This window comes from Streptomyces cavernicola (assembly GCF_029968035.1).
Taxonomy (GTDB): Bacteria; Actinomycetota; Actinomycetes; order Streptomycetales; family Streptomycetaceae; genus Streptomyces; species Streptomyces cavernicola.
Genome location: NZ_JASCIQ010000039.1, coordinates 32,269 through 58,870 on the forward strand (window position 1 = coordinate 32,269; position 26,602 = coordinate 58,870).

A 26,602-nucleotide genomic window follows, 5' to 3' on the forward strand; every position below is an offset into this window, starting at 1 on the left:
CCATCATGCGCCGCGCCTTGATCGTCGTGGATGTGCAGAACGACTTCTGTGAGGGCGGCAGCCTCGCCGTCGCCGGCGGCGCGGACGTCGCCGCGGCGGTCACGGATCTGATCGGCCAGGCGGCCGGTGCGGGCTACCAGCACGTGGTCGCCACCCGCGACCACCACATCGCCCCCGGCGACCACTTCTCCGACCGCCCGGACTTCGTGCACAGCTGGCCCGCGCACTGCGTCGCCGGCACCGAGGGCGTCGGCTTCCACCCGAACTTCGCCCCTGCGGTCGCCTCGGGCGCGGTCGACGCGGTCTTCGACAAGGGCGCGTACACGGCTGCGTACAGCGGGTTCGAGGGGGCCGACGAGAACGGGACGCCGCTGGCGCGGTGGTTGCGGGCGCGGGAGGTGAGCGAGGTCGACGTCGTCGGGATCGCCACGGATCACTGCGTGCGGGCCACTGCGTTGGACGCGGCTCGGGAGGGGTTCCGGACGAAGGTGCTCCTGGATCTGACCGCCGGGGTCTCGGCGGAGTCCACCCAGCGGGCGCTGGACGAGCTCCGCTCGGCGGGCGTCGAACTCACAGGCAAGCCGGTGGTCTGATCCCCTCCCCGCCCCTTCCCGAAAGTCCTGCGGACAGCTCCGGGGGCCAGCCCCCGGACCCCCGCTGCTCAATCGCCGCAGGGGCTGATTTTCAGGGGCGCGGGGAACTGCGCGACCAGCCACGATGGCGCGGCAGACGGGTGACAGCCGACGACAGTCTCTCGGGAAGGGGCGGGGAGGGGAGGGGAGAGTTCAGGCCGTCCTGGCCGGTCGGAGCAAGGACCGGATCGGGTGCCAGAGCTCCGAGACCTCGTCCGGCGCCGTGCGCCATATCAGGCCGTCCGGATGATGCAGGACGGCCGTGACCTCATCGGGCGTCGGCGGATGCGTGTTGCCCCGCAGATACACCGCCCGCAGGCCCAGATTGCGGAGCCTGGTCAGGGCTCGCGCTCGGTTCGCGGCATGTACGAGGACCCGTACATGACTCTGCTCGCCCAGTGGGCTCGGCAGGGTCAGGGCCACCACGACGCTGCCTCCCGGCAGCTTGCTGAAGCCTCCTCCAGCCATCGACATCACACCCCCGTGAGACGTTGCGTCAATAAGGAACTCACAGGACGCACCTAAACACGATCGGCCGCGACCCGCTAGAGGGTCACGGCCGATACGTCTTTGACCAGCGGAAATATGGCTCAGTTCTGCTGGGGGCCCACCTGGACCGTGATCGTCTCGCCGCTCTTCGGCTCGTTCACGATCGCGATCCGAGTGTTCGTGTCAGTTACCTTCACGCTTCCCGTGGGGTTCGACGGGTCGTAGTACGACACCCACTGGCCGTCGTCGAAGACGCTCACTCCGTCGCGCCCGGGGATCTTCTTCGCGACGCCCTCCTTGTGCAGGGTCACCGCGTCCGTGCCGTACCGGCTGAAGGTGGAGTCGTAGGACTGGATGCGGTTGCGCATCAGCGAGCCGTCCGCCCACTTCTCCGCCTTCGGGTGCGCGTCGATCGGCAGGACCAGGCCCTGGCCGGGGTGCACGCCGGTGTTGTTGTCGGCCTGCGAGGTGTCCCACTGCCAGAGCATCAGGCCGTTCTGGTACGGGAAGTGCTCGACCCAGTTCTCCCGCGTCTTGGCCCAACCGAAGTTGTACGGACCGGACTTGAGGGTCTTGTCGTACGACACGTACTGGCGGTTCTCCGCGAGGTAATACTGCGGGTAGTCCTTGGTGAAGGACTCGCCGATGCGGTCGAAGCCCTTCTTCGTCCAGCCGTTGTCGTCGGTCTCGGCGTCGTCCGCGAAGAGCTGCGCGCCGTCCGCGGTCACCGAAATGCCGTCCGCGGCAAAGCCCTTGAGGGACGTGCCGCCGTCGGTCTGGTAGCGGAAGCGCAGCTCGACCTTCTTGCCCGCGTACGCGTCGAGCGGGTAGCTGAGCTTCTTCCAGCCGTCCGAGGAGCCGTGCAGGGCGGGCTTGTCGCCGCCGTCGCGCGGGATCGGGTTGCCGTCGGCGGTGCCGTCGAGCGGGACGTAGCTCGCGCCGCCGTCCGTGGAGACCTCGGCGTAGGCGTAGTCGTAGTTCGCCTCGATGTCCCACCAGCCCGAAAGGTCAAGGCTGGCCTGGGACTTGCCGGTCAGGTCGAGCGTACGGGTCAGAGTGTTCTTGAGGTCGTCGCCCTGGCCGCTCCACCACTGCTTGGCGCCGTCGGCCGGCTTGGTGATGGTGGTCGTGACGGCCTTCTCGGGCAGCTCGACGACGAGGGCCTGCTTGTTCGCGGTGTTGTACTCCGCGTAGCCCAGCTTGTGCGTGGACTCCGTGCCCGCCTTCGCCGTGTCGTAGTCCAGCCAGCCCAGCTGCAGCTTGTCCCAGGCGGTCATGTCGCCGGGCAGGTCGCCGATGGAGTCCTCGCCGCGGCCGAGCCAGGAGCCGGAGGACATCAACGACCAGTAGGCGGTGGAGTTCTCGCCCTTGCCGGAGGTGTCGTAGAGGTCCGGCAGACCGAGGTCGTGGCCGTACTCGTGGGCGAAGACGCCGAGGCCGCCGTTCTCCGGCTGCATCGTGTAGTCGCCGACCCAGACGCCGGTGTCGCCGATCTGGGTGCCGCCGGACTTGTTGTCGGCCGGGCCGGTCTTGCCCGCGTCCGAGCCGTACGCGTACCAGCGGTGCGCCCAGATCGCGTTCTCGCCCTCGACGCCGCCGCCCGCGGACTCGTCCTCGCCGGCGTGCACGATCTGGAAGTGGTCGATGTAGCCGTCGGGTTCGTTGAAGTTCCCGTCGGCGTCGAAGTCGTAGCGGTCCCACTCGTCGTACTTCGCGAGCTGGTCCTTGATCTCGGCGTCGGTCCTGCCGGCGGCCTTCTGGTCGGCGGTCCACTGGTTGACGCCGTCGCGTACCGCGTCCCACACGTTGGCGCAGTTGCTGTCGCCGCAGTAGTTGGAGCCGTAACGGGCCTCGTTCCAGTCGACCTTGACCCAGTCGGAGACCTCGCCGTCGACCGAGTAGCGGCCCGAGGACTGCTTCTCGTAGTACTTCTTCACGGACTCCTTCTTGGCATCCGTCGAGAAGTACAGGTCCTGGAAGTGCTCCTGGTTGTAATCCGCCTGCCAGGCCGTGGAGTTGTCGTCCGCGCGGTCCGGCTCGGCGATCTTGTTGTGCAGCGGGCCGGGCTTGCCGCCGTACTTCTTGACCGGCGCCTCAGGCCCGTCCGGGCCGTCCGGGTCGTACATCGTGGTGTCGTCGACCTTGTCGCCGAACTCGACCAGGATCGTGAAGATCTTGTCGGTCTTCTCCCGGCCCAGCTCCACGTACTTGCCGTCGTCGAGCTTCACCACCTTCGAGGCGCCGCGCTTGGTGGCCTTCGCCTCGCCGGAGAGCAGCTGGTTCAGCGCGTCCTCGCGCTGCTGCGCCTGCCGGTCGCTGTACGGGCCCTTGAGGTTGTGCTCGTCCTTGGCCGCGTGGTCGTCGCCGGGCGCCGGGTCCTGGCGCTCGACTCCGGCCGCCGCCTGCCGCCCCGCGTCGGCATCGGCCTGCGCGACGCTGTACGCCGACGCCGTCGCGCCGACCGCCGCGAGCGCCGTCACCACGGCGGCGGCGCGGAACGTCCGGCGTCTGCCGGACTTCTCTCTCTGGATCACTTCGTACTGTCCTCCCCCGCGACCGCGCCTGCGGAGCCTGCGGATGGGGGTCAAAGGGATCCGGGCGCAGTGCCGCGTCACAAGTGACGACATTCGACCGGAGTCTCGCCAGAAAAGACAGACCTTGACTTGAACTGGTCAACTGCACTATACGATCGGCGAGTTGCACTATCCGGACACTGTCCGTTCCTCGACTCCGTACGAGTACGGGCCGCCGGGAGGGCGCGTACGTCTCGGCTCGTGGACTATGCCGTGAGCCCGTGCGCCCCTCGTGCTTCGACGCCGTGGGTAAGGTCACGCTTAGTCGGCTGTCGGCTCGGGAATCCAGCGGAATAGCATGAGTTGACCGCGTGCTTGCTCCATCGACACGTTCTTCCGCACCCCGCATCTGCTGTCCCAGGACGACGGAGTTCGCCATGCCCCGCCCGACCGCCGCACAGCTCGCCTACGGTTCCGCCACCGTGGTCCTCGCGACCCTCGCCATGCTGCTGCTCTCCCAGACGCGTTCGGGCATCGGCGTCGCCGTGATCGCCGTCGCCGCCCTCGCGCTCGGACTGCTCGTCGCGGTGACCGTGCCGATGCCGGGCGCCGCGCCCCGGGTGCGGACGGCCGCGGTGCAGCCGGTGGCGAGCGGCGAGCCCGTCGCCGTACGGCCGGTGCCCGGCGTGGGTGAGCCCCGTGCCACCGAGCACTCCCTGCGCAGCTGAACCCGCTACGACCTCGCCTTTTCCCGAACTCCTCTTCCCTGCCCCGGAGTTCGGCACCCGGACACGACGGCGGGCCCGCGACACCTTCCTTCGCGGGCCCGCCGTCGTCCTGCCCCGGCGCGGTCAGCCGGTGCTGACCACCACCGTCTTCGCGGCCTTGTCGTGCAGGCCCTGCTTGTACGGCTTGTCGAAGAAGCTCCAACCGCCGCAGATCGCGGTCCAGATGCAGTAGCAGCAGAACGAGAACGGCAGCCACAGCACGGCCGCCCGCACCAGCGAGGTCTGCACGCTCGGCGTCGCCCCGTCGTCCAGGTTCGCCGTCCGCAGCTTCATCAACTGCTTGCCCGGCGTCTGCCCCGAACTCGACGTGAACCAGGTGTCGTACGCCAGATACAGGACCGCCGACAGGATCGATCGGCCGAAGGTCGTGCCGACCTCGACGTCGTCGGCGTCGAGGTCCACGTTCGCCCAGCCGAACGCCCAGGAGAGCAGGGCGACGACGACGCCCACGATGAGCATGTCGACGATACGGGCGAGCACGCGCCGCCCGCTGTCCGCGAGCGGCGGCATCCCGGCGAGCGGATCGGCCCCGCCGTAGCCACCGCCGTACGGATCACCGCCGTAGGGCCCGCCGGGCGGAGGCGGCCCCGCGCCCGGCGGAGGCCCGAAGCCCCCGCCACCGGGGGGCGGTGGGGGCTGGTCGTACGGGGAGCCGCCGCCGCTGTCCGCGGGCGGCGGCTTGCGGAACGGATCGTCGTCCGGCGGGCCCTGGCCTGGGGGCGGCGGTGGAGTGCTCATGGGCCGAGTCGATCGCGGCCCCCTGGCGGGCGCATCCGGCGGTGGGCTGAACGGGGGGCTTGTTCAGCCCCGGGTCAGGCCCCCGCCACGAACGTCCGCGCGACCTTGTCGTGGAGGCACTGCCGCCACGGCCGGTCCCAGGTGCACCACAGCACTCCGACGACGCCGATCACCAGGACCCCGGGGATGCTGTAGGCCAGCCAGCGGCGCAGGGCCGCCGAGAACGTCGGGGCGGCGTGCTCCTCGATGTCCCTGACCTCGATCTTGAGCAGCTTCTTGCCGAGCGTGTAGCCCCACTTGGAGGTGGGCAGCGCCTCGTACAGCGCGCCGAAGACGAGCAGCACGGCGAGGACGATGCCGAACTGCAGCGACGTGGTGCCGTCGAGCAGCCACACCGTCCGCTCCATGCCGGACAGCTTCGCCTCCTCGATCTTGCCGTCGATGTGCTCGATCGCGCTGCTCACCAGCGAGAACCCGACCGCGGCGGTGACCGCGCCCACGACGGCCGTGTCGATCAGCCGGGCCGCGAGCCGCTTGCCGAGGGCGGCGGGCCGGGCCGCGGCCTGGGCCTGGGCGGCCGCGAGGAACGGGTCGTTGGCGACCGGCTTGAACGGCGTGACCGGGCCGGCCTCCGCCTCCGCGCCCTGCGCGAGATGCTGCACCTGCTGCGGCCAGGAAGCACCGCCGCCGGCCGGGCCGCCTCCCGGACCGCCGGACTGGGGCTGCGGATAGCCGTAACCGGAACCGGGCGCACCCTGGCCGGGGCCGCCCTGCTGCGGGGCGGCGGGCTGCGGGTAGCCGTAACCGGATGGGGCGCCGGCGGGCGGCATGGGCTGCACCGGGTTCTGCTGGCCCGGCAGCGCGCGGATCGCCATGGTGCCCGGCTCGGGCTGCCGCTGCGGGGCGCCTTGTGCTCCGGGGTGCTGCGCGGCCGGGTTCTGCGCGGCCGGGTTCTGCGCGCCAGGGTTCTGGCCGGGGCGCACCCGGCGGACCATCATCGTGCCGTCGGCGGGCGGCTGTTGGGCCTGGCCCTGGCCGCCGGCCGGCTGCTGCGGCTCGCCCTGCGGGGCACGGCCCGGCTGCACGGCGCGGATCGCGACCGTGCCGTCCGTACGGGCCGGGGCCTCGGGGTGCACGGGCGGCTGCTGTTCCTCGCCCGGCTGCTGCGGCTGGGCCGGGGCGCCCGCACCGTACGTGCCCTGCGCGCCCTGCTGTTCCTGCTCGCCGCCCCAGGAGACGCGGGACTGCTCGGGGCCGAAGCCGGTCTGCCGGGAGGCGTCGGCCTGCCAGGCGGAGGCGGGCTCAGGCTGCTGCTCCGGCCGCTCGCCCGCCGGACCCGCGCCGAGGGCGGACGCGCCGCCGGGCCCCTCGTCGAGGAACATCGGGCCGGTCTCCTCCGCCGGGGCGACCTGCTGCTCGGGCACGACGCCCGGCGCGGGCTCGACGCCGCCGGGCGGCGCCGGCATCGGCTCACCCTCGGCGGGTGCGGGGCGGCTGGTGCCGGGCACCCAGGCGGCGCCGTTCCAGTACCGGATGTATCCGGGGATGGAGGGGTCCGGGTAGTACCCACTCGTGGGGCTGCTGTCGCCGGGGGCCGGGGTAGGGGCGCTCATGGTCCGTCCGTAGTCCCGTATCTGCTGGAGGGTGTCGTGGAAGTCCCACATCTATCAGACCGCCCGGGGGTACTGGGCAGGTCCCGTCGTTCCGTCCACTTTCCGGGCACATTCGGCTCCCGGGAAGGGCCCGGGAACAGTCCCGGAAAAAAACTTCGGAAAGTCGCGTAAGCATCGTCGGGCTGCGCGCTCTCTCCTCGTGAAGGCCTGTTCCAGGGCCTCGCCCGAAGCGGAAGAGAGGCACGACATGCACACCATGGTGGAGCGCGAGCTCGAGCTGAAGCTGGTCCTGTCGCCGGAGCGCAGCATCCCCGTACCGGCCCGGCTCACCTACCGCACGGACGACCCGTACGCCGTGCACATCACCTTCCACATCGGCTCCGACCAGCCGGTGAACTGGACGTTCGCGCGCGAGCTGCTCGTCGAGGGCGTCTTCCGGCCGTGCGGCCACGGGGACGTACGGGTGTGGCCGACGAAGATGGACGGGCGCAGCGTCGTCCTGATGGCGCTCAGCTCGCCGGACGGTGACGCCCTCCTGGAGGCCCCGGCGGCGGCCGTCTCAGCGTGGCTGAAGCGGACGCTGCGCGTGGTCCCGCCGGGCTCGGAGTCGGACCACCTCGGCATCGACGACGGCCTGGCCGATCTGCTCACCCCGACCCCGGCGGACGACCTGTGGCTGCGCGACCCGTGGCCCTCGGACGAGTCGAAGGACGGTGAGTGAGCCACGTGCCGTACGCCGGTACGGAGCGAACGGAGCGAACAGAACGAACAGCACGAACGGAGCGGACGGGTCAGAACAGCTTGCCGGGGTTGAGCAGGCCGAGCGGGTCGAAGGTCTGCTTGATCCCGCGCTGCAGCTCGACCCCGACGGGCCCGATCTCGCGCGCCAGCCACTCCTTCTTCAGGACGCCCACACCGTGCTCGCCGGTGATCGTGCCGCCGAGTTCGAGGCCGAGCGCCATGATCTCGTCGAAGGACTCGCGGGCGCGCCGGGACTCGTCGGGGTCCTGGGCGTCGAAGCAGACGGTGGGGTGCGTGTTGCCGTCGCCAGCGTGCGCGCAGACGCCGATGGTGAGGTCGTACTTCTCCGCGATACGGGCGGTGCCCTCCAGCATGTCGGCGAGCCGGGAGCGGGGCACGCACACGTCGTCGATCATCGTGGTGCCCTTGACCGCTTCGAGCGCGGTGAGCGACAACCGCCGCGCCTGGAGCAGCAGTTCGGACTCGGCGTGGGTGTCGGCGGGCACGACCTCGGTGGCCCCGGCGGCGGCGCAGAGCTCTCCGACGGCGGCCAGGTCGGCGGCCGGGTCCGCGGTGTCGAAGGCGGCCAGGAGCAGCGCCTCGGTGGTCTCCGGCAGTCCCATCTGCGCCAGGTCGTTGACGGCCCTGATGGTCGTACGGTCCATCAGCTCCAGCAGGGAAGGCACGTGCCCTCCCTCCATGATCTTGACGACGGCCGCGCAGGCGTCTTCGGTGGAGCCGAACTCGGCGGCGAGCGCGAGCTGCCCCGGCGGCTCGGGCTTCAGGGCGAGCACGGCGCGTACGACGATGCCGAGGCTGCCCTCGGAGCCGACGAAGAGACGGGTGAGGTCGTACCCGGCGACGCCCTTGGCGGTGCGGCGGCCGGTCTTGAGCAGGCGGCCGTCGGCGAGGACGACGTCGAGGCCGAGCACGTACTCCGCCGTCACCCCGTACTTGACGCAGCACAGGCCGCCGGAGGCCGTGCCGATGTTGCCGCCGATGGTGCACTGCTCCCAACTGCTGGGATCCGGCGGGTAGTAGAGGCCGTGCTCGCCCACCGCGCGGGAGAGCGTGGCGTTGACGACGCCCGGTTCGACGACGGCGACCCAGTCGATCGGGTTGATCTCCAGGATGGCGTCCATCCTGGTCAGGGAGAGCACGATGCAGCCGTCGGAGGCGTTGGCGGCGCCGGACAGGCCGGTGCGCGCGCCCTGCGGGACGACGGGGACCCGCAGCGCGGTCGCGGTGCGCATCACGTGCTGCACCTGTTCGACCGTGCGCGGCAGGACGACGACGGCGGGCGCGCCCGCCTCGCAGAAGCTGGCCATGTCGTTGGCGTACGCGGCCATGACGTCCGGGTCGGTGAGGACGGATTCGGCGGGGAGTACCTCGCGCAGCTGGGCCGCGAGCTGACCTGGGTGGCTCTCGGGGGCACCGTTCATGATCCAAGGGTCGCACCGGGGGCCATCGGTGTGAACCCGTCTGCGTCGGGCGGCGCAGGGCGCGGTGTGTTCGTCGTATGGGCCCATTTTCTGGCGCACAGTGTCCGCCATGGAGATCGATCGGGATACGCATCGGGACGCCCCGCAGGACGCGGCTCGGGACACTCCGCAGGACGCGCCTCGGGACACTCCGCATGGCGCGCCTCCGGGTGCGCGGGCGGCGCGTCGGCGGCGGGCCGCCTCGCCTCGGCGGGTGCTGCTCGCCTCGGTCGCGGGGGCCGTGGTCCTGGCCGGCGTGGTGACGGTCGTGCCGCGGCTCGCGGAGGACGGAGCGCCACCCGCGCTCGGCCCCGTGGGGCGGGCGCAGGCCGCGTACGGGGCGGGCGTGCCGGCGGCGCTGCCCGATCTGGCCGCGCTGATCGGTGACCGTGAGGCGCATCTGCGCCGGCATCCGGCCGACGAGGAGTCCTGGGCCGTACTCGGCTCCGCATACGTCGAACAGGCGCGCCGGACGGCCGACTTGGCGTATCTGGCGAAGGCCGACGCGGCCCTGAAGCGGTCCCTCGCGAGGCGTTCCGGCGCGCAGGGCAACGTGGAGGCGCTCGCCGGGATGGCGGTGCTCGCGAACGCGCGGCACGACTACCGCGCGGCGAAGAAGCACGGCGAGGCCGCACTGGCGAAGGCGCCGCAACGCTGGACCCTGTACCCGCTCCTGATCGAGGCGTACGGCGGGCTCGGCGACGACAAGGCGGTCGGCAAGGCCCTGGAGAAGCTGCAGGAACTGCGGTCGGGCAGCGCCGTGATGGCCCGTACCGCGCAGGTCTACCGGGACCGGGGCTGGCGCGAGGACGCGGCCGCGTACCTGTCGGACGCGGCGGCGCTCGCCGAGACGCCCGCCGAACAGGCCGCGTACCAGCACCGGTTCGGGGAGCTGCTCTTCGAGCGCGGCGAGCCCGCGCAGGCGCTGAACTACTTCGAGGCGGCGCTGCGCACCGAGCCCGAGCACCACGCCGCGCTCGCGGGCAAGGGCCGCGCCCAGGCCGCGCTCGGCCGGAACTCCGAGGCGATGGCCAGCTACCAGGCGGCGATCACGAAGCTCCCGCGCCCCGAATACGCCCTGGAACTGGGCGAGTTGTACGAGTCGCTCGGCATGACGCCGGCCGCGCAGGCGCAGTACGAGCTGCTGCGGGCGCGGGTGCGGGAGGAGAGCACGGTCGGCGTCAACGCCCAGCTGATCCTCGGCCGCTTCGAGGCCGACCACGGCGACCCGGCGGCGGCGGTACGACGCCTCACGGCGGAGTTCCGGCGCCGGCCGGGCCGGGAGGTCAGCGACGCGCTCGGCTGGGCGCTGCACCGGGCGGGCCAGAGCGAGAAGGCCCTGCCGTATGCGACGCGGGCGATGAAGGACGGGCCGATGAGCGCGCTCTTCGCGTACCACCGGGGCGAGATCGAGCGCGAGATCGGCAAGTACGGTCCGGCCCGCCGCCATCTGCAGCAGGCCATGCGCATCAACCCGCACTTCTCGCCGCTGCTCGTGCCGTACGCCCAGGAGGCCCTGGACGCGCTCGGCGAGCCGCCGGAGGGCGGTCCGGCGAACATGGACGGGACGCCGACACCGCCGCCCTCTCCCCCGAGGCCTGCGGCCCCGGCCCGCCCCAACTCGCCTGCGGCGAGGCCGAGTTCGAAGCCGACGGCCACCCCGACGGCGAAGCCGAGCCCGAAGCCGACGGCCACACCGTCACCGAGCGCGACGCCGACGCCGGCCCCGTCGACCTCACCGCCCAAGTCGCCCGCGCCGTCAAAAATCAGCCCGTCCGGCGCTTGAGGACGAGGCCGGAGGCCGATGATCAGCCCGTCCGGCGCTTGAGGACGAGCCCGGAGGGCGATCCACGGCGCCCCCGGGCAACGACCACCTGACGACGACCTACAAGTTCCCCCGCTTCTCCTGCTCCCGCTCGATCGCCTCGAACAGTGCCTTGAAGTTGCCCTTGCCGAAGCCCATCGACCCGTGCCGTTCGATGATCTCGAAGAACACGGTCGGCCGGTCCTGGACCGGCTTGGTGAAGATCTGCAGCAGGTAACCGTCCTCGTCCCGGTCGACGAGGATCTTCAGCTCGCGCAGTGTCTCCACGGGCACGCGGGTCTCGCCCGCCCACTCGCCGAGGGTGTCGTAGTACGAGTCGGGGGTGTCGAGGAAGCGGACGCCGCCGGCGCGCATCGTGCGTACCGTCTCGACGATGTCGTTGGTGGCGAGGGCGATGTGCTGGACGCCGGCGCCGCCGTAGAACTCCAGGTACTCGTCGATCTGCGACTTCTTCTTCGCGATCGCGGGCTCGTTGATCGGGAACTTGACCTTCAGAGTCCCGTCGGCCACGACCTTCGACATCAGCGCGCTGTACTCGGTGGCGATGTCGTCGCCCACGAACTCCTTCATGTTCGTGAAGCCCATGACCTTGTTGTAGAAGGCCACCCACTCGTTCATCTTGCCGAGCTCGACGTTGCCGACGCAGTGGTCGATGGCCTGGAAGGTGCGCTTGGCGGGCGGCTCGACGATCGGGTCGGCGGCGACGAAGCCCGGCAGGTACGGGCCGTCGTAGCCGGTGCGCTCGACGAGCGTGTGCCGGGTCTTGCCGTACGTGGCGATGGAGGCACGGACGACGGTGCCGTGCTCGTCCTTGGTGTCGTACGGCTCCTCGATGCCGGTGGCGCCGTGCTCGATCGCGTACGCGTAGGCGGCGCGGGCGTCCGGGACCTCGATGGCGAGGTCGATCACGCCGTCGCCGTGCTCGGCGACGTGGGCCTCCAGGAAGCGGCCCCGGTCGGTGGCGGCCTTGATCACGGAGGTGAAGACGAACCGGGCTCCGCCGTTCTCCAGGACGTAACTGGCGGTCTCGCGGCTGCCGTTCTCGGGTCCCGAGTAGGCGACGAGCTTCATGCCGAAGGCGGTCGAGTAGTAGTGCGCCGCCTGCTTGGCGTTGCCCACGGCGAAGACGACCGCGTCCATTCCCTTGACCGGGAAGGGATCGGCCTGCCGGGCGGTGTGGGGGGTGGCATGTGTGGTCTCAGTCATGTCCGCAGGTTCCCGCCGATCCACAAGGTGCGCAATAGTTCACTGAACCCCTGGGCAATCTGCATAGCGGGCGGCCAATATGTCCGGACGATCTGTGCAGGATGACCATCGGGAGTGTGATCCACGCCATGTCCGCAGGAAACCCTCCGGGAACGCCGGTCGGCCCCACCGTCGACGAGCTCGACGGCCGTCTCATCGTGCTGCTCGCCCGGGAGCCCCGCATCGGCGTCCTGGAGGCGTCCCGGCGGCTCGGCGTCGCCCGCGGCACGGTGCAGGCGCGGCTCGACCGGCTTCAGTCGAACGGCGTCATCCGCGGTTTCGGCCCGGACGTCGACCCGGCGGCGCTCGGCTACCCGGTCACCGCGTTCGCGACCCTGGAGATCAAACAGGGCCAGGGAGCGGACGTACGAGCGCATCTCGCCACCGTGCCCGAAGTGCTCGAACTGCACACCACGACGGGCAGCGGGGACATGCTCTGTCGCCTCGTGGCCAGGTCGAACGCGGACCTTCAACGTGTGATCGACCGGGTTGTGGGTTTTGATGGCATCGTCCGGGCCGCCACGGCGATCGTCATGGAGAACCCCGTTCCGCTGCGGATCATCCCGCTGGTGGAGCAGGCGGCGTCGCTGGAGCCGAGCTCTCGCGACGGTGTTCCGACCTGACACAGAACCTGACGCAGAAGAACAGAAGAGCCGAGGTGCAGCCGGGTGAACTTCTGGGACTACCTGGGCAGCCGCCATCAGCAACTCCTGACGGATGCCTTTCAGCACGCCAGCGCGGTCTTCCAGTGCATGGTCGTGGCCACGGTCATCGGCGTGGTCATCGGGGTCGTCGCGTACCGCAGCGAATGGGCCGGGTCGCTGGCCACCACGACGACGTCGACGATCCTGACGATCCCGTCGCTCGCCATGATCGGTCTGCTCATCCCGATCGTCGGGCTCGGCGTCGCGCCGACCGTGATCGCCCTGACCCTGTACGGGCTCCTGCCCATCGTGCGGAACTCGATCGTCGGGCTCCGCGGCGTCGACCCGTCCCTGGTGGACGCCGCCAAGGGCATCGGGATGTCGCGGACGGCCCGGCTGTTCCGGGTGGAGCTGCCGCTCGCCTGGCCGCCGATCCTCACCGGCATCCGGGTCGCCACGCAGATGCTGATGGGCATCGCCGCGATCGCCGCGTACGCCTCCGGCCCCGGGCTCGGCAACGAGATCTTCCGCGGCATCGCCTCCCTGGGCAGCAAGAACGCCCTGAACCAGGTGCTCGCGGGCACGCTCGGGATCATCGTCCTGGCCCTGCTCTTCGACGCCGCGTACGTCCTGATCGGACGACTGACCATTCCGAGGGGCATCCGTGTCTGAGACGACGACCACCACGAACGGTGCGAGTACGGGGGCCGCGGGCGCGGCGGACGGCACCGGCGCGGGCGCGGCCACCGGCGCCACCATCGAGCTGGAGAACCTGACCAAGCGCTACCCGGGCAGCCCCAACCCCGCGGTGGACGAGGTCAACATGGAGATCAAGGCGGGCGAGCTCGTCATCTTCGTCGGCCCCTCGGGCTGCGGTAAGTCCACGACGCTGAAGATGATCAACCGCCTGATCGAGCCGACCAGCGGCCGCATCCGGATCGGCGGCGAGGACGTCACCGACATGGACCCGGTGAAGCTGCGCCGCAAGGTCGGGTACGCGATCCAGTCCTCCGGGCTTTTCCCGCACATGACGGTCGCGCAGAACATCGCCCTGGTGCCGAAGATGGTCGGCTGGTCCAAGTCGAGGATCAAGAGCCGGGTCGAGGAGATGCTCGACCTGGTCGGCCTCGACCCGGGCGAGTTCCGCGGCCGCTATCCGCGCCAGCTCTCCGGCGGACAGCAGCAACGCGTGGGCGTGGCAAGGGCGTTGGCGGCCGACCCGCCTGTGCTGCTGATGGACGAGCCGTTCGGCGCGGTCGACCCGATCACCCGCGACCACCTGCAGGACGAGCTGATCCGGCTCCAGCACGAGCTGCACAAGACCATCGTGTTCGTCACGCACGACTTCGACGAGGCGATCAAGCTGGGCGACCGGATCGCGGTCCTGCGCGAGCGTTCGCACATCGCCCAGTTCGACACCCCGGAGGCGATCCTCACCAACCCCGCCGACGACTTCGTCTCCGGCTTCGTCGGCGCGGGCGCGGCTCTGAAGCGCCTCAACCTGACGCGCGTACGGGATGTGGAGGTGCGGGACTACCCGACCGTGACGGTCGACGACCCACTGCAGGACATCTTCAACAAGCTCCGCTCCGGCAACACCAACGAGATCCTGCTCCTGGACAAGCGCGGCCGCCCGTACAAGTGGCTGCGCCGCGGCGATCTGATGCGGGCCCGTGGCTCGCTCGCCCGCGCGGGCACCCTCGTCCACGACACGGTGACCCGCGACGCGACCCTGCGCGACGCCCTTGAGGCGGTGCTCACCGACAACGCGGGCCGGGTCGCGGTGACGGGGCGGCGCGGGGCGTACGAGGGCGTCGTCGACATGGAGACCCTGATGAACTCCGTGCACGAACTCCTCGAAGCCGACCGCCTGGACGCGGTGGAGCACCAGCACGAGCTGCAGGAACAGCGCGCCGAGCACACCCACCGGGAGCAGGAGGGGGCCGACGCCACCGGGGAGGAGCGGGCGTGAACACGTCGCAGGGGCCGTCGAGCCCCACACCGCCGCCCGCCCGGCCCGACGGCGAGCACGAGGTCAAGGGCGTGCCGTTCCGGGACGTCGGCGAGGAGGGCGAGGCCGCCCCGGTCGTACCGCAGAAGGAGCCGCCGCGGATCACCTGGCAGAAGCTGACGATCCTGCCCTCGGTCCTGACGGTCGCGCTGCTGATCACCTGGCTGTGGTTCAGCAACGCCGAGCTTGACTCGATCGCGGAGAACGCCCTCGCGGACGGGAACGTGTGGCTGCGCCTTCGCCAGCACATCGAACTCACCGCGATCTCCACGTTCTTCGTGCTGATCATCGCGATCCCGCTCGGCATCCTGCTGACCCGGCGGAAGCTGCGCGCCGCGGCCCCGGTCGCGATGGCGCTCGCCAACATCGGGCAGGCGACGCCCGCGATCGGTCTGCTCGCGCTGCTCGTGATCTGGATGGGCATCGGCATGAAGGCCGCCCTGTTCGGCATGGTGATCTACGCGGTCCTTCCGGTGCTGTCCAACACGATCGCCGGCCTGAAGGCCAACGACCCGACGCTCCTGGAGGCCGCGCGCGGCATCGGCATGTCCCCGCTGGGCGTGCTCGGCAAGGTCGAACTCCCGCTCGCCGTACCGCTGATCCTCGCGGGCGTGCGGACCGCGCTCGTCCTGAACGTGGGCACGGCGACGCTCGCCACGTTCGGCGGGGGCGGCGGGCTCGGCGACCTGATCACCACGGGCATCACCAACCAGCGCATGGCGGTGCTCGTGCTCGGCTCGATCCTCACGGTGGCGCTCGCCCTGCTCGTGGACTGGCTGGCGTCGCTCGCCGAACTGTTGCTGCGGCCGCGGGGGTTGGAGGTGCGGTCATGAGGCGGCGTACGCGTGCTGTCGTCCCGGCGGCCGCTCTGGCCCTGCTCGCCGGGTGCGGGCTGACCAGCGGCTCCCCCATGGTGGACGACGTGCGGCCGGGCACGGTCGGCAAGGGCCGGCCCCTCGACGGCGTCGATCTCACCGTCACGTCCAAGGAGTTCACCGAGCAGCTGATCCTCGGCCAGATCACCGGCATCGCCCTCGAAGCGGCCGGCGCGAACGTCCTGGACCGCACCGGCATCCAGGGCTCCATCGGCGCGCGCGAGGCCGTCAAGAGCGGCGACGCGGACCTGATGTACGAGTACACGGGCACCGCCTGGATCACGTACCAGGGCAACACCGAGCCCATCGACGACCCGCAGAAACAGTGGGAGGCTGTGCGCGACGCGGACGCGAAGAACGGCATCACCTGGCTGCCGCCGTCCCGGCTCAACAACACCTACGCGCTCGCCCTGAACCAGGCCAACGCGAAGAAGTACGGGACGAAGACGCTGTCGGACGTGGCGGCGCTCGCGAAGTCCGACCCGAAGGCGGTCACGCTGTGCGTGGAGAGCGAGTTCGCCTCCCGCAACGACGGCCTGCCGGGCATGCAGAAGCAGTACAGGATGGACGTCCCGCCCGCCAACATCACCAAGATGGACACCGGGATCATCTACACCCAGGCCGCGAAGGGCACCTGCACGTACGGCGAGGTCTTCACGACCGACGGCCGCATCAAGGCGATGGACCTGACGGTCATGGCGGACGACAAACGCTTCTTCCCCAACTACAACGCCGCCCCCGAGATCAACTCCGAGTCCCTGAAGGAGTTCCCGGAGATCGCGGACGTCCTCGCCCCGATCACCGCCAAGCTCGACAACGACGTGGCCCGCGAACTGAACGCCCGCGTGGACGTGGACGGGGAGGACCCGCACAAGGTGGCACTCGACTGGATGGTGCGGGAGGGGTTCGTCAAGAAGGGCTGAGCGCTCTCGGCCTCGCGGGGCGGGACGGTCAGCAGCTGGGGACCTTGCCCTTGGTGTTCAGGGCGCGCAGGGCGTCCACCGTGCCGTCGAGCGTGGTGACCGGGATCAGCCGTACGCCGTCGGGGAGTTCGGACTCGGCGTCCGCGCACTCCGCCTTCGGGACCAGGAAGACGCTCGCCCCGTCCCGGCCGGCCGCCTGCACCTTCAGGGCGACGCCGCCGACCGCGCCGACCTTGCCGTCGGCGGTGATCGTGCCCGTGCCCGCGATGGTGCGGCCGCCCGTGAGGTCGCCGCCGCTGCCGTCGCCGTCCAGCTTGTCGACGATGCCGAGGGTGAAGAGCAGGCCGGCGCTCGGGCCGCCGATGTCCTCCATCTTCAGCCCCACCCGTACGTCCTTCGGGCTCTCGTCCAGGTGGCTCAGGGCCGCCGCGACCGCGTCGCCCTGGGACTTCTTCATCTCGCCGAGGTTGTGCTTCTCGATCTCCTCGGTGGTGTCACCGCTCGGGTAGACGGCCTCGCGCGGCATCACGGCGCGGTCGGTGCGGAACCAGGCGTCGACGACCTCGCCGAGGTCGACCTCCACGTTCGGGGCGGTCGCCGCGATCGTCGTCATCAGGAGCTTGCCCTCGGTGGGCCGGGTGGGCGCGCCCTCGATCGTGATCACCTGCTCGCCCTTGTGCTCACCGAGCACGTCCGCGGTCGACCCCGGCTGGGCCACCGCGAACGGCAGCGGCGCGAACGCGGTGACGCCGAGGAGGGCCAGTACGGGGATCGCGCTGAGGGTGAGGGCTGTGCGGCGGGGGAGGGCGGTGAGGCGAGTGAGCACGGGGTCAATGTAGTCCGTTGGCCGTTCCTTGCCGTGGTCCGGGGCTCGGCCCCGGGGCTGCCGCCCCCGGGCCCCGCTCTCGGCCTGCGGCCTGCGCCCACCGGCCCGGTTCGTCCCTGGGCTCGGCGGCTGCCCCGTCGCGTGTGGCTGGGCACGCAGTTCCCCGCGCCCCTATAAGGCACCGCACACCTGAAGAGCGCCCCACCTACCTCAGCGCGTCCGCGACCTCCTTCGCCGCGTCCAGGACTCGCTCCCCCACCCGTTCCGGGACCGCGTCCGCCAGCATCACCACTCCTACGCTGCCCTCTATGCCCGTGACCCCCACCAGCGGGGCCGCCGCGCCGCTCGCGCCGGCCTCCAGCTCGCCGTGGGTGAGCGTGTAGCCGGGGTCGCTGAGCAGGCCCTGGCGCGCGGAGAGTATGGCCTTGCCCGCGGCGCCCCGGTCGAGCGGGTGCCGGAAGCCCGTGCGGTACGCCACGTGGTAGTCGGTCCAGGTCGGCTCGACCACCGCCACCGCGAGCGCCTCCGCCCCGTCGACCATCGTCAGGTGCGCGGTGGCCCCGATGTCCTCGGCGAGCGCGCGCAGCGCGGGCAGCGCGGCCTCGCGGACCAGCGGGTGCACCTGCCGGCCGAGGCGCAGCACGCCGAGGCCGACGCGGGCGCGGCCGCCCAGGTCACGGCGGACCAGGGTGTGCTGCTCCAGGGTGGCGAGCAGCCGGTAGACCACGGTGCGGTTGACCCCGAGCTTGTTGGACAGCTCCGTGACGGTCAGGCCGTGGTCGGTGTCGGCGAGCAATTTGAGGACCCGCAGGCCTCGGTCGAGCGTCTGAGAAGTCTCCGCGGTCACGACGCCCTCTCCTTAGAGGTGAGTTGCGACGGCCCCGATACGACGTTCCGCCACCGAGTCCCGTCGGTGACGCGCGTCAGAGGCCGCCGGGCGAAGAGGCGGCCGGGGCACGCTCGCCCCGGTGCCACCTGTGGCACCGGCTGCGCTCCGCGGCGGCGTTGCCACGGGGCGTGTACGTTTCCCCGGGACAGTAGCGAGCTTGTCCCGCTGAGCGGAAGACTTTGTCCAGAATCCGGGCACCCAGCTCTACGGACAGGCGTGGATCAGGTGCGGTTTGCCCCTTTGGGGACCTTGGGCCGCCGAGGTCGCGCCCGCTTCGGGACTTCCGGCTCGTGGCCGGGGACCTTTGCGGGCGCCCTGGGTGTCGTACGCACATTACGTTGGCCCTCAGTCGGCCCGCGGCCCCGTCCACGACCCGGACCGGCACACCGGGACCCGAACCGCAAGCCGTCTCAGCAACCGCAAGCCGTCTCAGCAAAGGCCGCCGCACATGAAGCTCCGCCGTACCGCCCTCTTCTGCGTCGCCGTCTCCGTCGGCACGGGCGCGGTCCTCTGGGCGGTGCCCACGGCGGCCGCCACGGCGGTCACCTGCGCGCTGACGCTCGCGGTCGGCGCGGGGATGGTCGCGCTCGGCCGCCACGGACGGCCGCCGGGCCAGCGGGGCTGAGCGGGCCGAGAGGAGCCGGGAGCGGGCCGAGAGGGGGCCGGGAGCGGGCCGAGAGGGGACCGAGAGGGGGTCCAGAAAGGCCCGCCGGGGCCCAACTGCCCCTCCCCCGGGCTCACTTCATCCGGGTCGCCCACTCCTGGACCTTGGCGATGCGCTGCCGGATCTGTCCCGCCGTGGCCTCCGCGCTCGGCGGGCCGCCGCAGACGCGGCGCAGCTCGGTGTGGATCACGCCGTGCGGCTTGCCGGACTGGTGGGTGTACGCCGACACCATCGTGTTCAGCGACTTCCGCAGTTCCAGCAGCTCCTTGTGGGAGACCACCGGCCGCCGGTCGGCGGGCAGTTCGAGCAGGTCGGCGTCCTCGTCGGGCTTCTTCCTGCTGTGCGCGATCTGCCGGGCCTGCCGCTTCTGAAGCAGCATCTGCACCTGGTCGGGTTCGAGCAGCCCCGGGATGCCCAGGTAGTCCTGCTCCTCCTCGCTGCCCGGGTGCGCCTGCATGCCGAACTCGGCGCCGTCGTACAGGACTCGGTCGAAGACGGCCTCGGACTCCAGGGCCTCGAAGGAGAACTGCTCCTGCTCGCCGGTGTCCTCGTCCTCCTGCCGGTTCGCCTCGTCCATCTCCTTCTCGGACTCGGCGTACGGGTCCTCCTCGCCGTCCTTCTTCGGCTTGTCGAGGACGTGGTCGCGCTCGGCCTCCATCTCGTTGGCGAAGCCGAGGAGGTCGGGGATGGTCGGCAGGAACACGGATGCGGTCTCGCCGCGCCGCCGGGACCGTACGAAACGGCCGACGGCCTGGGCGAAGAACAGCGGCGTCGAGATCGTCGTCGCGTACACCCCGACGGCGAGACGGGGCACGTCGACGCCCTCGGACACCATGCGGACCGCGACCATCCAGCGGGAGTCGTCGCCGCTGAACTCGTCGATCCTCTTGGACGCGCCGGTGTCGTCGGAGAGGACGACCGTCGCCTTCGTGCCGGTGATCTCGCGGATCAGCTTGGCGTAGGCGCGGGCCGAGTCCTGGTCGGAGGCGATGACGAGGCCGCCCGCGTCCGGGATGCCCTTGCGGACCTCGGTGAGGCGCTGGTCGGCGGCCTTCAGGACGTTCGGCATCCAGTCGCCGCGCGGGTCGAGCGCGGTGCGCCAGGCCTGGCTGACGGCGTCCTTCGTCATCGGCTCGCCGAGCCGGGCCGCGATCTCGTCGCCCGCCTTCGTCCGCCAGCGCATGTTGCCGCTGTACGAGAGGAAGATGACGGGCCGCACGACGCCGTCGCCGAGGGCGTTGCCGTAGCCGTACGTGTAGTCGGCGGACGAGCGCCGGATGCCCTGGTTGTCCTCCTCGTACGTGACGAAGGGGATCGGGTTGGTGTCCGAGCGGAACGGGGTGCCGGTGAGCGCGAGGCGGCGGGTCGCGGGCTCGAAGGCCTCCAGGCAGGCCTCGCCCCAGGACTTGGAGTCGCCGGCGTGGTGGATCTCGTCGAGGATCACCAGGGTCTTGCGCTGCTCGGAGCGGTTGCGGTGCAGCATCGGGCGCACTCCGACGCCCGCGTACGTGACGGCGACGCCCTGGTACTCCTTGCTGAGCGGGCCCGCGCTGTACTCCGGGTCCAGCTTGATCCCTATCCGGGCGGCGGCCTCGGCCCACTGCTTCTTCAGGTGCTCGGTCGGGGCGACCACCGTCACCTGCTGGACCACGTGGTGGTGCAGCAGCCAGGAGGCGAGGGTCAGCGCGAAGGTCGTCTTGCCTGCGCCGGGCGTCGCCACGGCGAGGAAGTCCCGCGGCTGCTCCTGGATGTACCGGTCCATGGCCCCCTGCTGCCAGGCCCGCAGCTTGCTGGCGGTGCCCCAGGGGGCGCGGCCGGGGAAGGCGGGGGAGAGGTGGTGGTTGGAGGTGGCGGCGGCGGTCGAGGTAGTCACGGTCTCCGTCGGGGTTCCTGCGCACTGCGCTCGGCTACGTATGACAACCGGGCCACCTTACCGGTGACACGATGACGACTCCGGTCGACTTGACCGGAGCCGTCGGGGGTGGGACGGGGCTCACATCGCCGCGTGCAGCGCCTTGAGTCTTCCGGCGATCTCGGCGACATCTTCCAGACTGCCTGCCGCTACCTCGATCACCAGCTTGTACGCCTCCTCCTGATCGACATCGAGCATCTCGGTGCCGTTGATGTCGAGGAAGACCACGGTGCACATCCAGGCCATCGGCTTGTTCCCGTCGACCAGCGGATGGTTCACGGCCAGCGAGTGCAGCAGGGAGGCCGCCTTTTCGAACAGGTCCGTGTACGCCTCGACGCCGAACATCTGGGACTGGGGGCGGTTCACCGCAGAGGTGAGCAGGCCCAGGTCACGTACGGCGATCTGCTGCGGGCCACAGGCCAGCTCGGCCAAGTCCAGGACTTCCTGGACCGTCAGGTATTTCACTCACTCCCCCAGCCTGCGCAACAGGTCAGCGTGGCGGGCCGCGTACTTCTCGCCGAGCCGCCGGACTTCCGCCCGGTCCGCTTCCTGCTCCAGATAACGGTCGATCGCCTGCAACACCACGGCGTGCATGCTGCGTCCCTCCTCGTCGGCCCGCTGTCTGAGTGCGTCCTGCTGATCGTCACGAAGACGTAGGTTCATCGCCATACCAAAACGGTACCAAGTATGGGGTCACTTTGGTACTGGTTTCCGCTCCCGCAGCCGTCCCGCCGCGAACACGCCCGTGAGGGCGACCGCGGTCGAGAGGGCGAAGACCGCGAGGAAGGCCGTTGGCTGGGAATTCGTGGCGGCGGTCGCGTGGCCCGGCGTGCCCAGCGCTCCCCCGCCCACCGCTCCTCCGCCCACCGCTCCTCCGCCCACCGCTCCTCCGCCCAGCGCCGCGAACGCCGCGCCGCCCGCGGCGAGGAGCAGGATGTTGGAGAGCCCGTCGGAGATCTGCAGGGCGGCCGAGTTGCCGCCCGCCTCGCTGGGCGCGGAGAGCTTGAGCAGCAGCACGCTCGTCGACGAGATCGTCAGGCCCATCCCGAAGCAGCCCCAGGCCCAGGCGACGGCCACGGTCCAGACGGGCACGGCGGGGATCAGCACGGTCGGCGCGGCCGCGATGGCCAGGGCGACGAGCAGCATGCCGAGCCTGACCAGGGGTTCGCGGTGCGGTTCGAGGCGGGGCCTGGACTGCACCCAGGAGCCGAGGGCCCAGGTCGCGCCGCCGACGGCGAGGGAGAGCCCGGCCATCGTCGGCGACAGCCCGCGCTGCGTGACGAGCATCAGCGGTACGAAGGACTCGGCGGCGATGAACGACCCGGCCGCGATGCCGCGCAGCAGCACCACCGCGGGCAGCCCGCGCGCGGCCCGGAACGTGCCGTGCGGCAGCAGCCCCAGGGGGTGTCTCCCCGATCTTTGCGGATCAGCCTGCGGCGTCTGGTGCGTGCTCTCGGCGTGCGCCCGAATCTCCCTCGTACTGGACGTACTTGGGTGATTCGGGCGTGCGGCGAGAGTGCGTGCCAGGCGTCGCGGGCCCGCAAAGATCGGGGAGACACCCCCTAGCGCGGAGGGCACGAGCAGCGCGGCCCCCGCGAGCGCCGGGGCGAGCGACCAGGGGCTGAGCTCGTGCCCCGCGTACTGGAGGAGTGCGGCGCCGCCGGAGATGCCGAGGGCGAGACGGAGCCGGCGCGGGTCGAAGCCCGCCGGGGCCCCGTCCGGCGGGCCCGCGGCCATCCGGCGGATGGCGGGGAGCGCGAGGGCCAGCGGGATCACGACCAGGGCGGGGATGCCGAGGAACACCCAGCGCCAGCCGAGCCGTTCGGTGACCGTGCCGGCGGCGAGCGGGCCCACGATCGACGGCACGACCCAGCTCGCCGCGAACGCCGCCATGATCGCCGGACGCAGCCGCTCCGGGTAGGCCCGGCTGACCACCACGTACAGGGCGACGATCACCAGGCCGCCGCCGAGGCCCTGGACGGCGCGGCCGAGGACGAAGAGCCACATGGCGCCCGCGGTGCCGGAGAGCAGCAGGCCCGCGGCGAACGCGCCGATCCCGGCGGTCAGCGGGCCGAGCGGGCCGTTCCGGTCGGACCACTGGCCGGCGAGGACCATGCCGAACAGGCTCGTCGTGAAGTAGCCGGAGAACGCGAAGGCGTAGAGCGCGACGCCGTCCAACTCCCGTGCGGCGACCGGCATCGCGGTGCCGACGGCGGTCGCCTCGAACGCGATGAGGAGGACGACGGAGACGATGCCGATGCTCAGCGCGCGGTACGGGCGGCGCAGCACCCCGCCCTCACGCGGCGTCCCCCGCAGGGCGCCGGCGTCCCGCTCGGTCGTGGTCATGCGCGCCAGCGTAAGGGTCAACTGCCCTGGTGGCACCTGTCGTTGGGCGGCTTTCGGCTGGTCCCCCGGTCGTACGTCCCGCGGTCCCGAGCGGCGTACGTGAACGGGGTGTGGCAGTCGCGTCGCACCCTCGGCCGGGGCCTTGAGCGGGGTGTTCGCAGCGGCTTACGTTCACGGCCTCCCGTACGACCGCCCCGCCGGGGGCCTCACTTCCCGTCGGCCGCGTCGAGGAGCGCCTGGACGTCCAGCTTGCCCATGCCCAGCATCGCCTTCATCGCGCGGTCGGCCCTGGCCCGGTCCGGGTCCGTGACCAGGTCGTTCAGGACGCTCGGCACGATCTGCCAGGACAGGCCGTACTTGTCCTTGAGCCAGCCGCACGGGCCCTCCTGGCCGCCGTCCGCGGTGAGCGCGGACCACAGCCGGTCGACCTCCTTCTGGTCGTCGCAGTCGACGGAGATCGAGCAGGCCTCGGTGAACTGGAACTCGGGGCCACCGTTGAGGGCCATGAACTCCGTTCCCGCCAGCTCGAACATGACCACGACGACGGTGCCGGGCTCCCCCGGGCCCACCTCGCCCCAGCGCTGCACCTGCGTCACGCGGGAGTCGTCGAACAGCGACATGTAGAACTCGGCGGCCTCCTCGGCCTTGCCGTCGTACCAGAGACACGTCTTGATCTTCTGCGGCGTCGCCATGGGACGGCTCCTTTCCTCGGGCGCGCGAGGCGCGCGGTTCACAGGGGTAGACCCCGCGCCCTCCGGGAACTCATCGCCCGGCCCCGGCCCTTCACCCCGCGGTGTGCTCCCAGACCTCCAGGAGATACGTACGCCCCTTCTGGCTGCCCCGCGTCGGCGGTACGTCCGCGCGCCGCCGGTACCCGGCCGCGCGGGCCACCGCGACGCTCGCCGCGTTGTCCGGCTCGATCTGCAGCCGGATTCGGTCGAGGCCCAGCGTCGTGTGGGCGTACTCGGTGAGCAGCCGGGTCGCGCGGGCGGCGAGGCGGCGGCCGCGGTGGGCGGCGCCGATCGCGTACCCGAGCGTGACCGCACCGGCCGGGCGCTCCGCGCCGAGCGAGCCGAGCAGCACCTCGCCCAGCGGGGTCGCGCCGTCCTCGGTGACGGCGAGCTGGATGCGGGTGCCGTCGGCGCGGGTGCTGCGGGCCCGGTCGAGGTAGGCGCGGGCGGCGACCAGGTCGAAAGGCGAGGCGAGCGGGGTGCGGTACGCGACGCCCGGCTCGTCGAAGAGCTCCACCATCGCGGGCAGGTCGTCCTCGGTCCACTCCCGCAGGACCAGCCCGTCGCCGCGGATGGCCAAGCCCTCCTGCGCACCTTCCACAGCATCTCCACCTTCGATGTGCATGAAGCCCATCCGCCCCTTCCGGCCTGCGTTTACTCTGCACAGGCGTCCCGCCGCACAGGTCACGGGAGTCCCCTCCCGCCCCGCCTGCGACAGCGCTTCGCCCGCCTCGCCCCGAATCGTCGCCTGTGGGCCGAGGGCCCGCCACACCGGGGGTGTCAGGGCCTTGCGGCATGATGTGCGCATGGCAAGCACGGGGGATCTCATAGCGGGCCGGTACCGCATCGCGGCACGACTCGGCCGGGGCGGTATGGGCACCGTCTGGCGCGCACAGGACGAGTTGCTGGGCCGCGCCGTAGCCGTCAAGGAACTCCACGTCGACGACGGACTGCCGTCCATGGACGCGGAGTTGCAGCGGGAGCGGACACTGCGCGAGGCCCGCTCCGTGGCCCAGGTACGGCACGCCAACATCATGGTGCTGCACGACATCGTCGAGCACGACGCGCAGCCGTGGATCGTGATGGAGCTGATCGACGGCCGCTCGCTCGCCGACCGCATCGCCCTCGACGGCGTCCTCGCCCCCGCCGAGGCGGCCCGCATCGGCCTCGCCCTGCTCGACGCACTGCGCGCGGCGCACGCCTCCGGCGTCCAGCACCGCGACCTCAAGCCGGCCAACGTGCTCCTGGAGTCGGCCACCGGCCGCGTCGTCCTCTCCGACTTCGGCATCGCCCAGGTCGCGGGCCAGACCACGCTGACCGAGACCGGCTCGTTCGTCGGCTCGCCCGAATACACGGCGCCCGAGCGGATGTCGAACCGGCACACCGGCCCCGAGTCCGACCTGTGGTCCCTCGGCGTGCTGCTGTGCGCGGCGGTCGACGGCGAGTCCCCGTTCCACCGCGACTCGGTCGCCGCGGTCCTGCACGCCGTGGTGATGGACGAGATCCGCATCCCGGCCGCGGCGGGCCCCCTCACCCCGGTCGTACGCGGACTCCTGGAGCGGGACGTCGCACGCCGGCTCGACCTCGACGAGGCGGAGCGGCTGCTGTGGGCCGTCGCGGGGGACGCGGCGACCGCCCCGCTGGCCACCGCGGGCGCGCGTGCCGCCGCCGCCCCGGCCGCGGCCGCTGCCCCGGCCCCGGCCGACCCGCGCGTCGCCCACTCCGTACCGTCCTCGGCCCCGCCCACGCACCGCGCGGCCACCCGGTCCGCGCAGGCCGCGCAGGATCGCCGCACCGCCGACTCGCCCACCGAGCCCGGCGGATCCGCCGGGTCCGCCGGGTCCGCCGGGTCCGCCGGGTCCGCCGAACCCCTGGTCGCCTCGGTGCGGTCCGGGCAGCCGCCGGCCCGGCGCCCCCGGGTGCGCACCGCGGTCCTCGCGGCCGCCCTCGCCGTGGCGCTCGCCGCGGGCGGCACCGGATTCGGGCTCTGGTACGCGGGCCGCGACCAGGCCGTGAACGCCGCCGACTCCGGCGACCGGGTAGAGGGGACCGACCCGACCCCGACGGCGGACGGCCCGAAGGGCGACCGCGTCCCGGACGCCTCCCCGAACCCCACGGCGACCGACCGGGCGAAGCCCACCGGCTCCGCCGACAAGGACCGGCCCGCGGCAGGTGGCGGCGCGGAGACCGACTCCCCGGACGACGGTGCCGACGGCGCCGGCAGCGGCGGCGGCTCGGACAAGCCCGCCGCCGACCCCGCACCCGCCGGGTACCACACGGTCACCGACCCACTCGGCTTCAAGGTCGCCGTCCCCGACGGCTTCACCCGCTCCTACGAGGCGCCGCGCGTCTACTACTACTCCCCCGGCAAGCAGTTCCGCCTCGGCTTCCACCCCCAACCCCAGGACCCTGAGGGCCCGTTGGCCGTCATGCGGCAGGCCCACGAGGACGGCCCCGACGACTACCCCGGCTACCGCGACGGCTCGGTCACCGAGACCACCCACAACGGCCACCCCGCCGCGCTCTGGGCGTTCGCCTGGGACGGCACGGCGGCGGACGGCGGCCCCCGCCAGACGTACGACCTGAGCTGGGACGAGGGCGGCAAGATGTACGACCTGTGGATCTCGGGGCCGACCGCCCAACAGGCCACCGCCAAGCGGCACTTCGACGTCGCCCTCGAAACGTTCACCGCGAACTAGCCACCCCGCGCGGCAGC

The 26,602-nt window shown here is 71.6% G+C and carries 25 protein-coding genes; 11 read left to right on the plus strand and 14 right to left on the minus strand.

The window, feature by feature from the left end:
• Window positions 1-5 precede the first annotated feature (5 nt).
• Window positions 6-593 carry an isochorismatase family protein gene (locus tag QIS96_RS29750; RefSeq protein WP_282545895.1) on the plus strand — a complete coding sequence of 196 codons (588 nt, stop codon included), beginning with the start codon at window positions 6-8 and terminating at the stop codon, window positions 591-593.
• A 192-nt stretch (window positions 594-785) separates the two neighbouring features.
• Here the strand turns inward: QIS96_RS29750 and QIS96_RS29755 are convergent, their stop codons facing one another.
• Together QIS96_RS29755 and QIS96_RS29760 are read right to left on the minus strand one after the other, a co-directional pair.
• On the minus strand, window positions 786-1,100 hold the full coding sequence (locus QIS96_RS29755; RefSeq protein WP_282545896.1) for a hypothetical protein: 315 nt from the start codon (window positions 1,098-1,100) through the stop codon (window positions 786-788).
• A 122-nt stretch (window positions 1,101-1,222) separates the two neighbouring features.
• Window positions 1,223-3,655, minus strand: a complete 2,433-nt coding sequence (locus QIS96_RS29760) for an immune inhibitor A domain-containing protein (protein WP_408907280.1) — start codon at window positions 3,653-3,655, stop codon at window positions 1,223-1,225.
• Window positions 3,656-4,071: 416 nt separating this feature from the next.
• Here QIS96_RS29760 and QIS96_RS29765 point away from each other — a divergent pair, with 416 nt between their 5' ends.
• The gene (locus QIS96_RS29765; protein WP_282545897.1) at window positions 4,072-4,362 is read left to right on the plus strand and encodes a hypothetical protein; all 291 of its coding nucleotides are present in this window, start codon (window positions 4,072-4,074) and stop codon (window positions 4,360-4,362) included.
• A gap of 123 nt (window positions 4,363-4,485) precedes the next feature.
• On the opposite strand, the gene QIS96_RS29770 is transcribed toward QIS96_RS29765, so the two are convergent.
• A complete protein-coding gene (locus QIS96_RS29770) occupies window positions 4,486-5,160 on the minus strand; it encodes an RDD family protein (protein ID WP_282545898.1) in 675 nt (224 codons plus the stop codon).
• A 74-nt stretch (window positions 5,161-5,234) separates the two neighbouring features.
• Entirely contained in the window at window positions 5,235-6,773 is a 1,539-nt protein-coding gene (locus QIS96_RS29775) for an RDD family protein (RefSeq protein WP_282545899.1), read from the minus strand.
• Window positions 6,774-7,020: 247 nt separating this feature from the next.
• On the opposite strand from QIS96_RS29775, the gene QIS96_RS29780 reads away from it, so the two are divergent.
• Window positions 7,021-7,494, plus strand: coding sequence for an SsgA family sporulation/cell division regulator (locus QIS96_RS29780; RefSeq protein WP_282545900.1), 474 nt, complete (start codon window positions 7,021-7,023; stop codon window positions 7,492-7,494).
• A gap of 70 nt (window positions 7,495-7,564) precedes the next feature.
• Here QIS96_RS29780 and QIS96_RS29785 read toward each other — a convergent pair whose 3' ends face one another.
• Complete coding sequence (locus QIS96_RS29785; RefSeq protein ID WP_282545901.1) at window positions 7,565-8,956, minus strand: FAD-binding oxidoreductase; 1,392 nt, start codon at window positions 8,954-8,956, stop codon at window positions 7,565-7,567.
• Between the two features lie 109 nt (window positions 8,957-9,065).
• Between QIS96_RS29785 and QIS96_RS29790 the strand changes: the two genes are divergently transcribed.
• Window positions 9,066-10,781: a tetratricopeptide repeat protein gene (locus tag QIS96_RS29790; RefSeq protein ID WP_282545902.1), complete on the plus strand. Its 1,716-nt coding sequence runs from the start codon at window positions 9,066-9,068 to the stop codon at window positions 10,779-10,781.
• A 99-nt stretch (window positions 10,782-10,880) separates the two neighbouring features.
• Here QIS96_RS29790 and hppD read toward each other — a convergent pair whose 3' ends face one another.
• Window positions 10,881-12,026, minus strand: coding sequence for a 4-hydroxyphenylpyruvate dioxygenase (gene hppD / locus QIS96_RS29795; protein ID WP_282545903.1), 1,146 nt, complete (start codon window positions 12,024-12,026; stop codon window positions 10,881-10,883).
• Between the two features lie 128 nt (window positions 12,027-12,154).
• On the opposite strand from hppD, the gene QIS96_RS29800 reads away from it, so the two are divergent.
• The 5 genes from QIS96_RS29800 to QIS96_RS29820 are packed head-to-tail and all read left to right on the plus strand — an operon-like array spanning window position 12,155 to window position 16,518.
• Entirely contained in the window at window positions 12,155-12,688 is a 534-nt protein-coding gene (locus tag QIS96_RS29800; RefSeq protein ID WP_282545934.1) for an Lrp/AsnC family transcriptional regulator, read from the plus strand.
• A gap of 45 nt (window positions 12,689-12,733) precedes the next feature.
• Window positions 12,734-13,381: an ABC transporter permease gene (locus QIS96_RS29805; protein WP_282545904.1), complete on the plus strand. Its 648-nt coding sequence runs from the start codon at window positions 12,734-12,736 to the stop codon at window positions 13,379-13,381.
• Window positions 13,374-14,681 (plus strand): betaine/proline/choline family ABC transporter ATP-binding protein, encoded by a 1,308-nt coding sequence (locus QIS96_RS29810; protein ID WP_408907281.1) that lies wholly within the window; start codon window positions 13,374-13,376, stop codon window positions 14,679-14,681. Before QIS96_RS29805 ends, QIS96_RS29810 begins: the two co-directional genes overlap by 8 nt.
• Window positions 14,678-15,553 carry an ABC transporter permease gene (locus QIS96_RS29815; protein WP_282545905.1) on the plus strand — a complete coding sequence of 292 codons (876 nt, stop codon included), beginning with the start codon at window positions 14,678-14,680 and terminating at the stop codon, window positions 15,551-15,553. Before QIS96_RS29810 ends, QIS96_RS29815 begins: the two co-directional genes overlap by 4 nt.
• On the plus strand, window positions 15,550-16,518 hold the full coding sequence (locus QIS96_RS29820) for a glycine betaine ABC transporter substrate-binding protein (protein ID WP_282545906.1): 969 nt from the start codon (window positions 15,550-15,552) through the stop codon (window positions 16,516-16,518). Before QIS96_RS29815 ends, QIS96_RS29820 begins: the two co-directional genes overlap by 4 nt.
• A gap of 28 nt (window positions 16,519-16,546) precedes the next feature.
• On the opposite strand, the gene QIS96_RS29825 is transcribed toward QIS96_RS29820, so the two are convergent.
• Together QIS96_RS29825 and QIS96_RS29830 are read right to left on the minus strand one after the other, a co-directional pair.
• On the minus strand, window positions 16,547-17,344 hold the full coding sequence (locus QIS96_RS29825; RefSeq protein WP_282545907.1) for a S16 family serine protease: 798 nt from the start codon (window positions 17,342-17,344) through the stop codon (window positions 16,547-16,549).
• A gap of 205 nt (window positions 17,345-17,549) precedes the next feature.
• Window positions 17,550-18,191, minus strand: a complete 642-nt coding sequence (locus QIS96_RS29830; RefSeq protein ID WP_282545908.1) for an IclR family transcriptional regulator — start codon at window positions 18,189-18,191, stop codon at window positions 17,550-17,552.
• A gap of 490 nt (window positions 18,192-18,681) precedes the next feature.
• Here QIS96_RS29830 and QIS96_RS29835 point away from each other — a divergent pair, with 490 nt between their 5' ends.
• Complete coding sequence (locus QIS96_RS29835) at window positions 18,682-18,858, plus strand: hypothetical protein (protein WP_282545909.1); 177 nt, start codon at window positions 18,682-18,684, stop codon at window positions 18,856-18,858.
• Window positions 18,859-18,970: 112 nt separating this feature from the next.
• Here the strand turns inward: QIS96_RS29835 and QIS96_RS29840 are convergent, their stop codons facing one another.
• The 6 genes from QIS96_RS29840 to QIS96_RS29865 form a co-directional block, all read right to left on the minus strand.
• The gene (locus QIS96_RS29840; RefSeq protein WP_282545910.1) at window positions 18,971-20,770 is read right to left on the minus strand and encodes a DEAD/DEAH box helicase; all 1,800 of its coding nucleotides are present in this window, start codon (window positions 20,768-20,770) and stop codon (window positions 18,971-18,973) included.
• A gap of 120 nt (window positions 20,771-20,890) precedes the next feature.
• Window positions 20,891-21,274 (minus strand): type II toxin-antitoxin system death-on-curing family toxin, encoded by a 384-nt coding sequence (locus QIS96_RS29845; RefSeq protein WP_282545911.1) that lies wholly within the window; start codon window positions 21,272-21,274, stop codon window positions 20,891-20,893.
• A complete protein-coding gene (locus tag QIS96_RS29850; protein WP_282545936.1) occupies window positions 21,275-21,472 on the minus strand; it encodes an Arc family DNA-binding protein in 198 nt (65 codons plus the stop codon). It abuts the gene before it with no gap.
• Between the two features lie 30 nt (window positions 21,473-21,502).
• On the minus strand, window positions 21,503-23,155 hold the full coding sequence (locus QIS96_RS29855) for an MFS transporter (protein WP_282545912.1): 1,653 nt from the start codon (window positions 23,153-23,155) through the stop codon (window positions 21,503-21,505).
• 206 nt (window positions 23,156-23,361) lie between these two features.
• Window positions 23,362-23,847, minus strand: coding sequence for a VOC family protein (locus QIS96_RS29860; protein WP_282545913.1), 486 nt, complete (start codon window positions 23,845-23,847; stop codon window positions 23,362-23,364).
• A 91-nt stretch (window positions 23,848-23,938) separates the two neighbouring features.
• Complete coding sequence (locus tag QIS96_RS29865) at window positions 23,939-24,487, minus strand: GNAT family N-acetyltransferase (protein ID WP_282545914.1); 549 nt, start codon at window positions 24,485-24,487, stop codon at window positions 23,939-23,941.
• 205 nt (window positions 24,488-24,692) lie between these two features.
• On the opposite strand from QIS96_RS29865, the gene QIS96_RS29870 reads away from it, so the two are divergent.
• The gene (locus tag QIS96_RS29870; RefSeq protein ID WP_282545915.1) at window positions 24,693-26,585 is read left to right on the plus strand and encodes a serine/threonine-protein kinase; all 1,893 of its coding nucleotides are present in this window, start codon (window positions 24,693-24,695) and stop codon (window positions 26,583-26,585) included.
• Window positions 26,586-26,602: the final 17 nt, after the last annotated feature.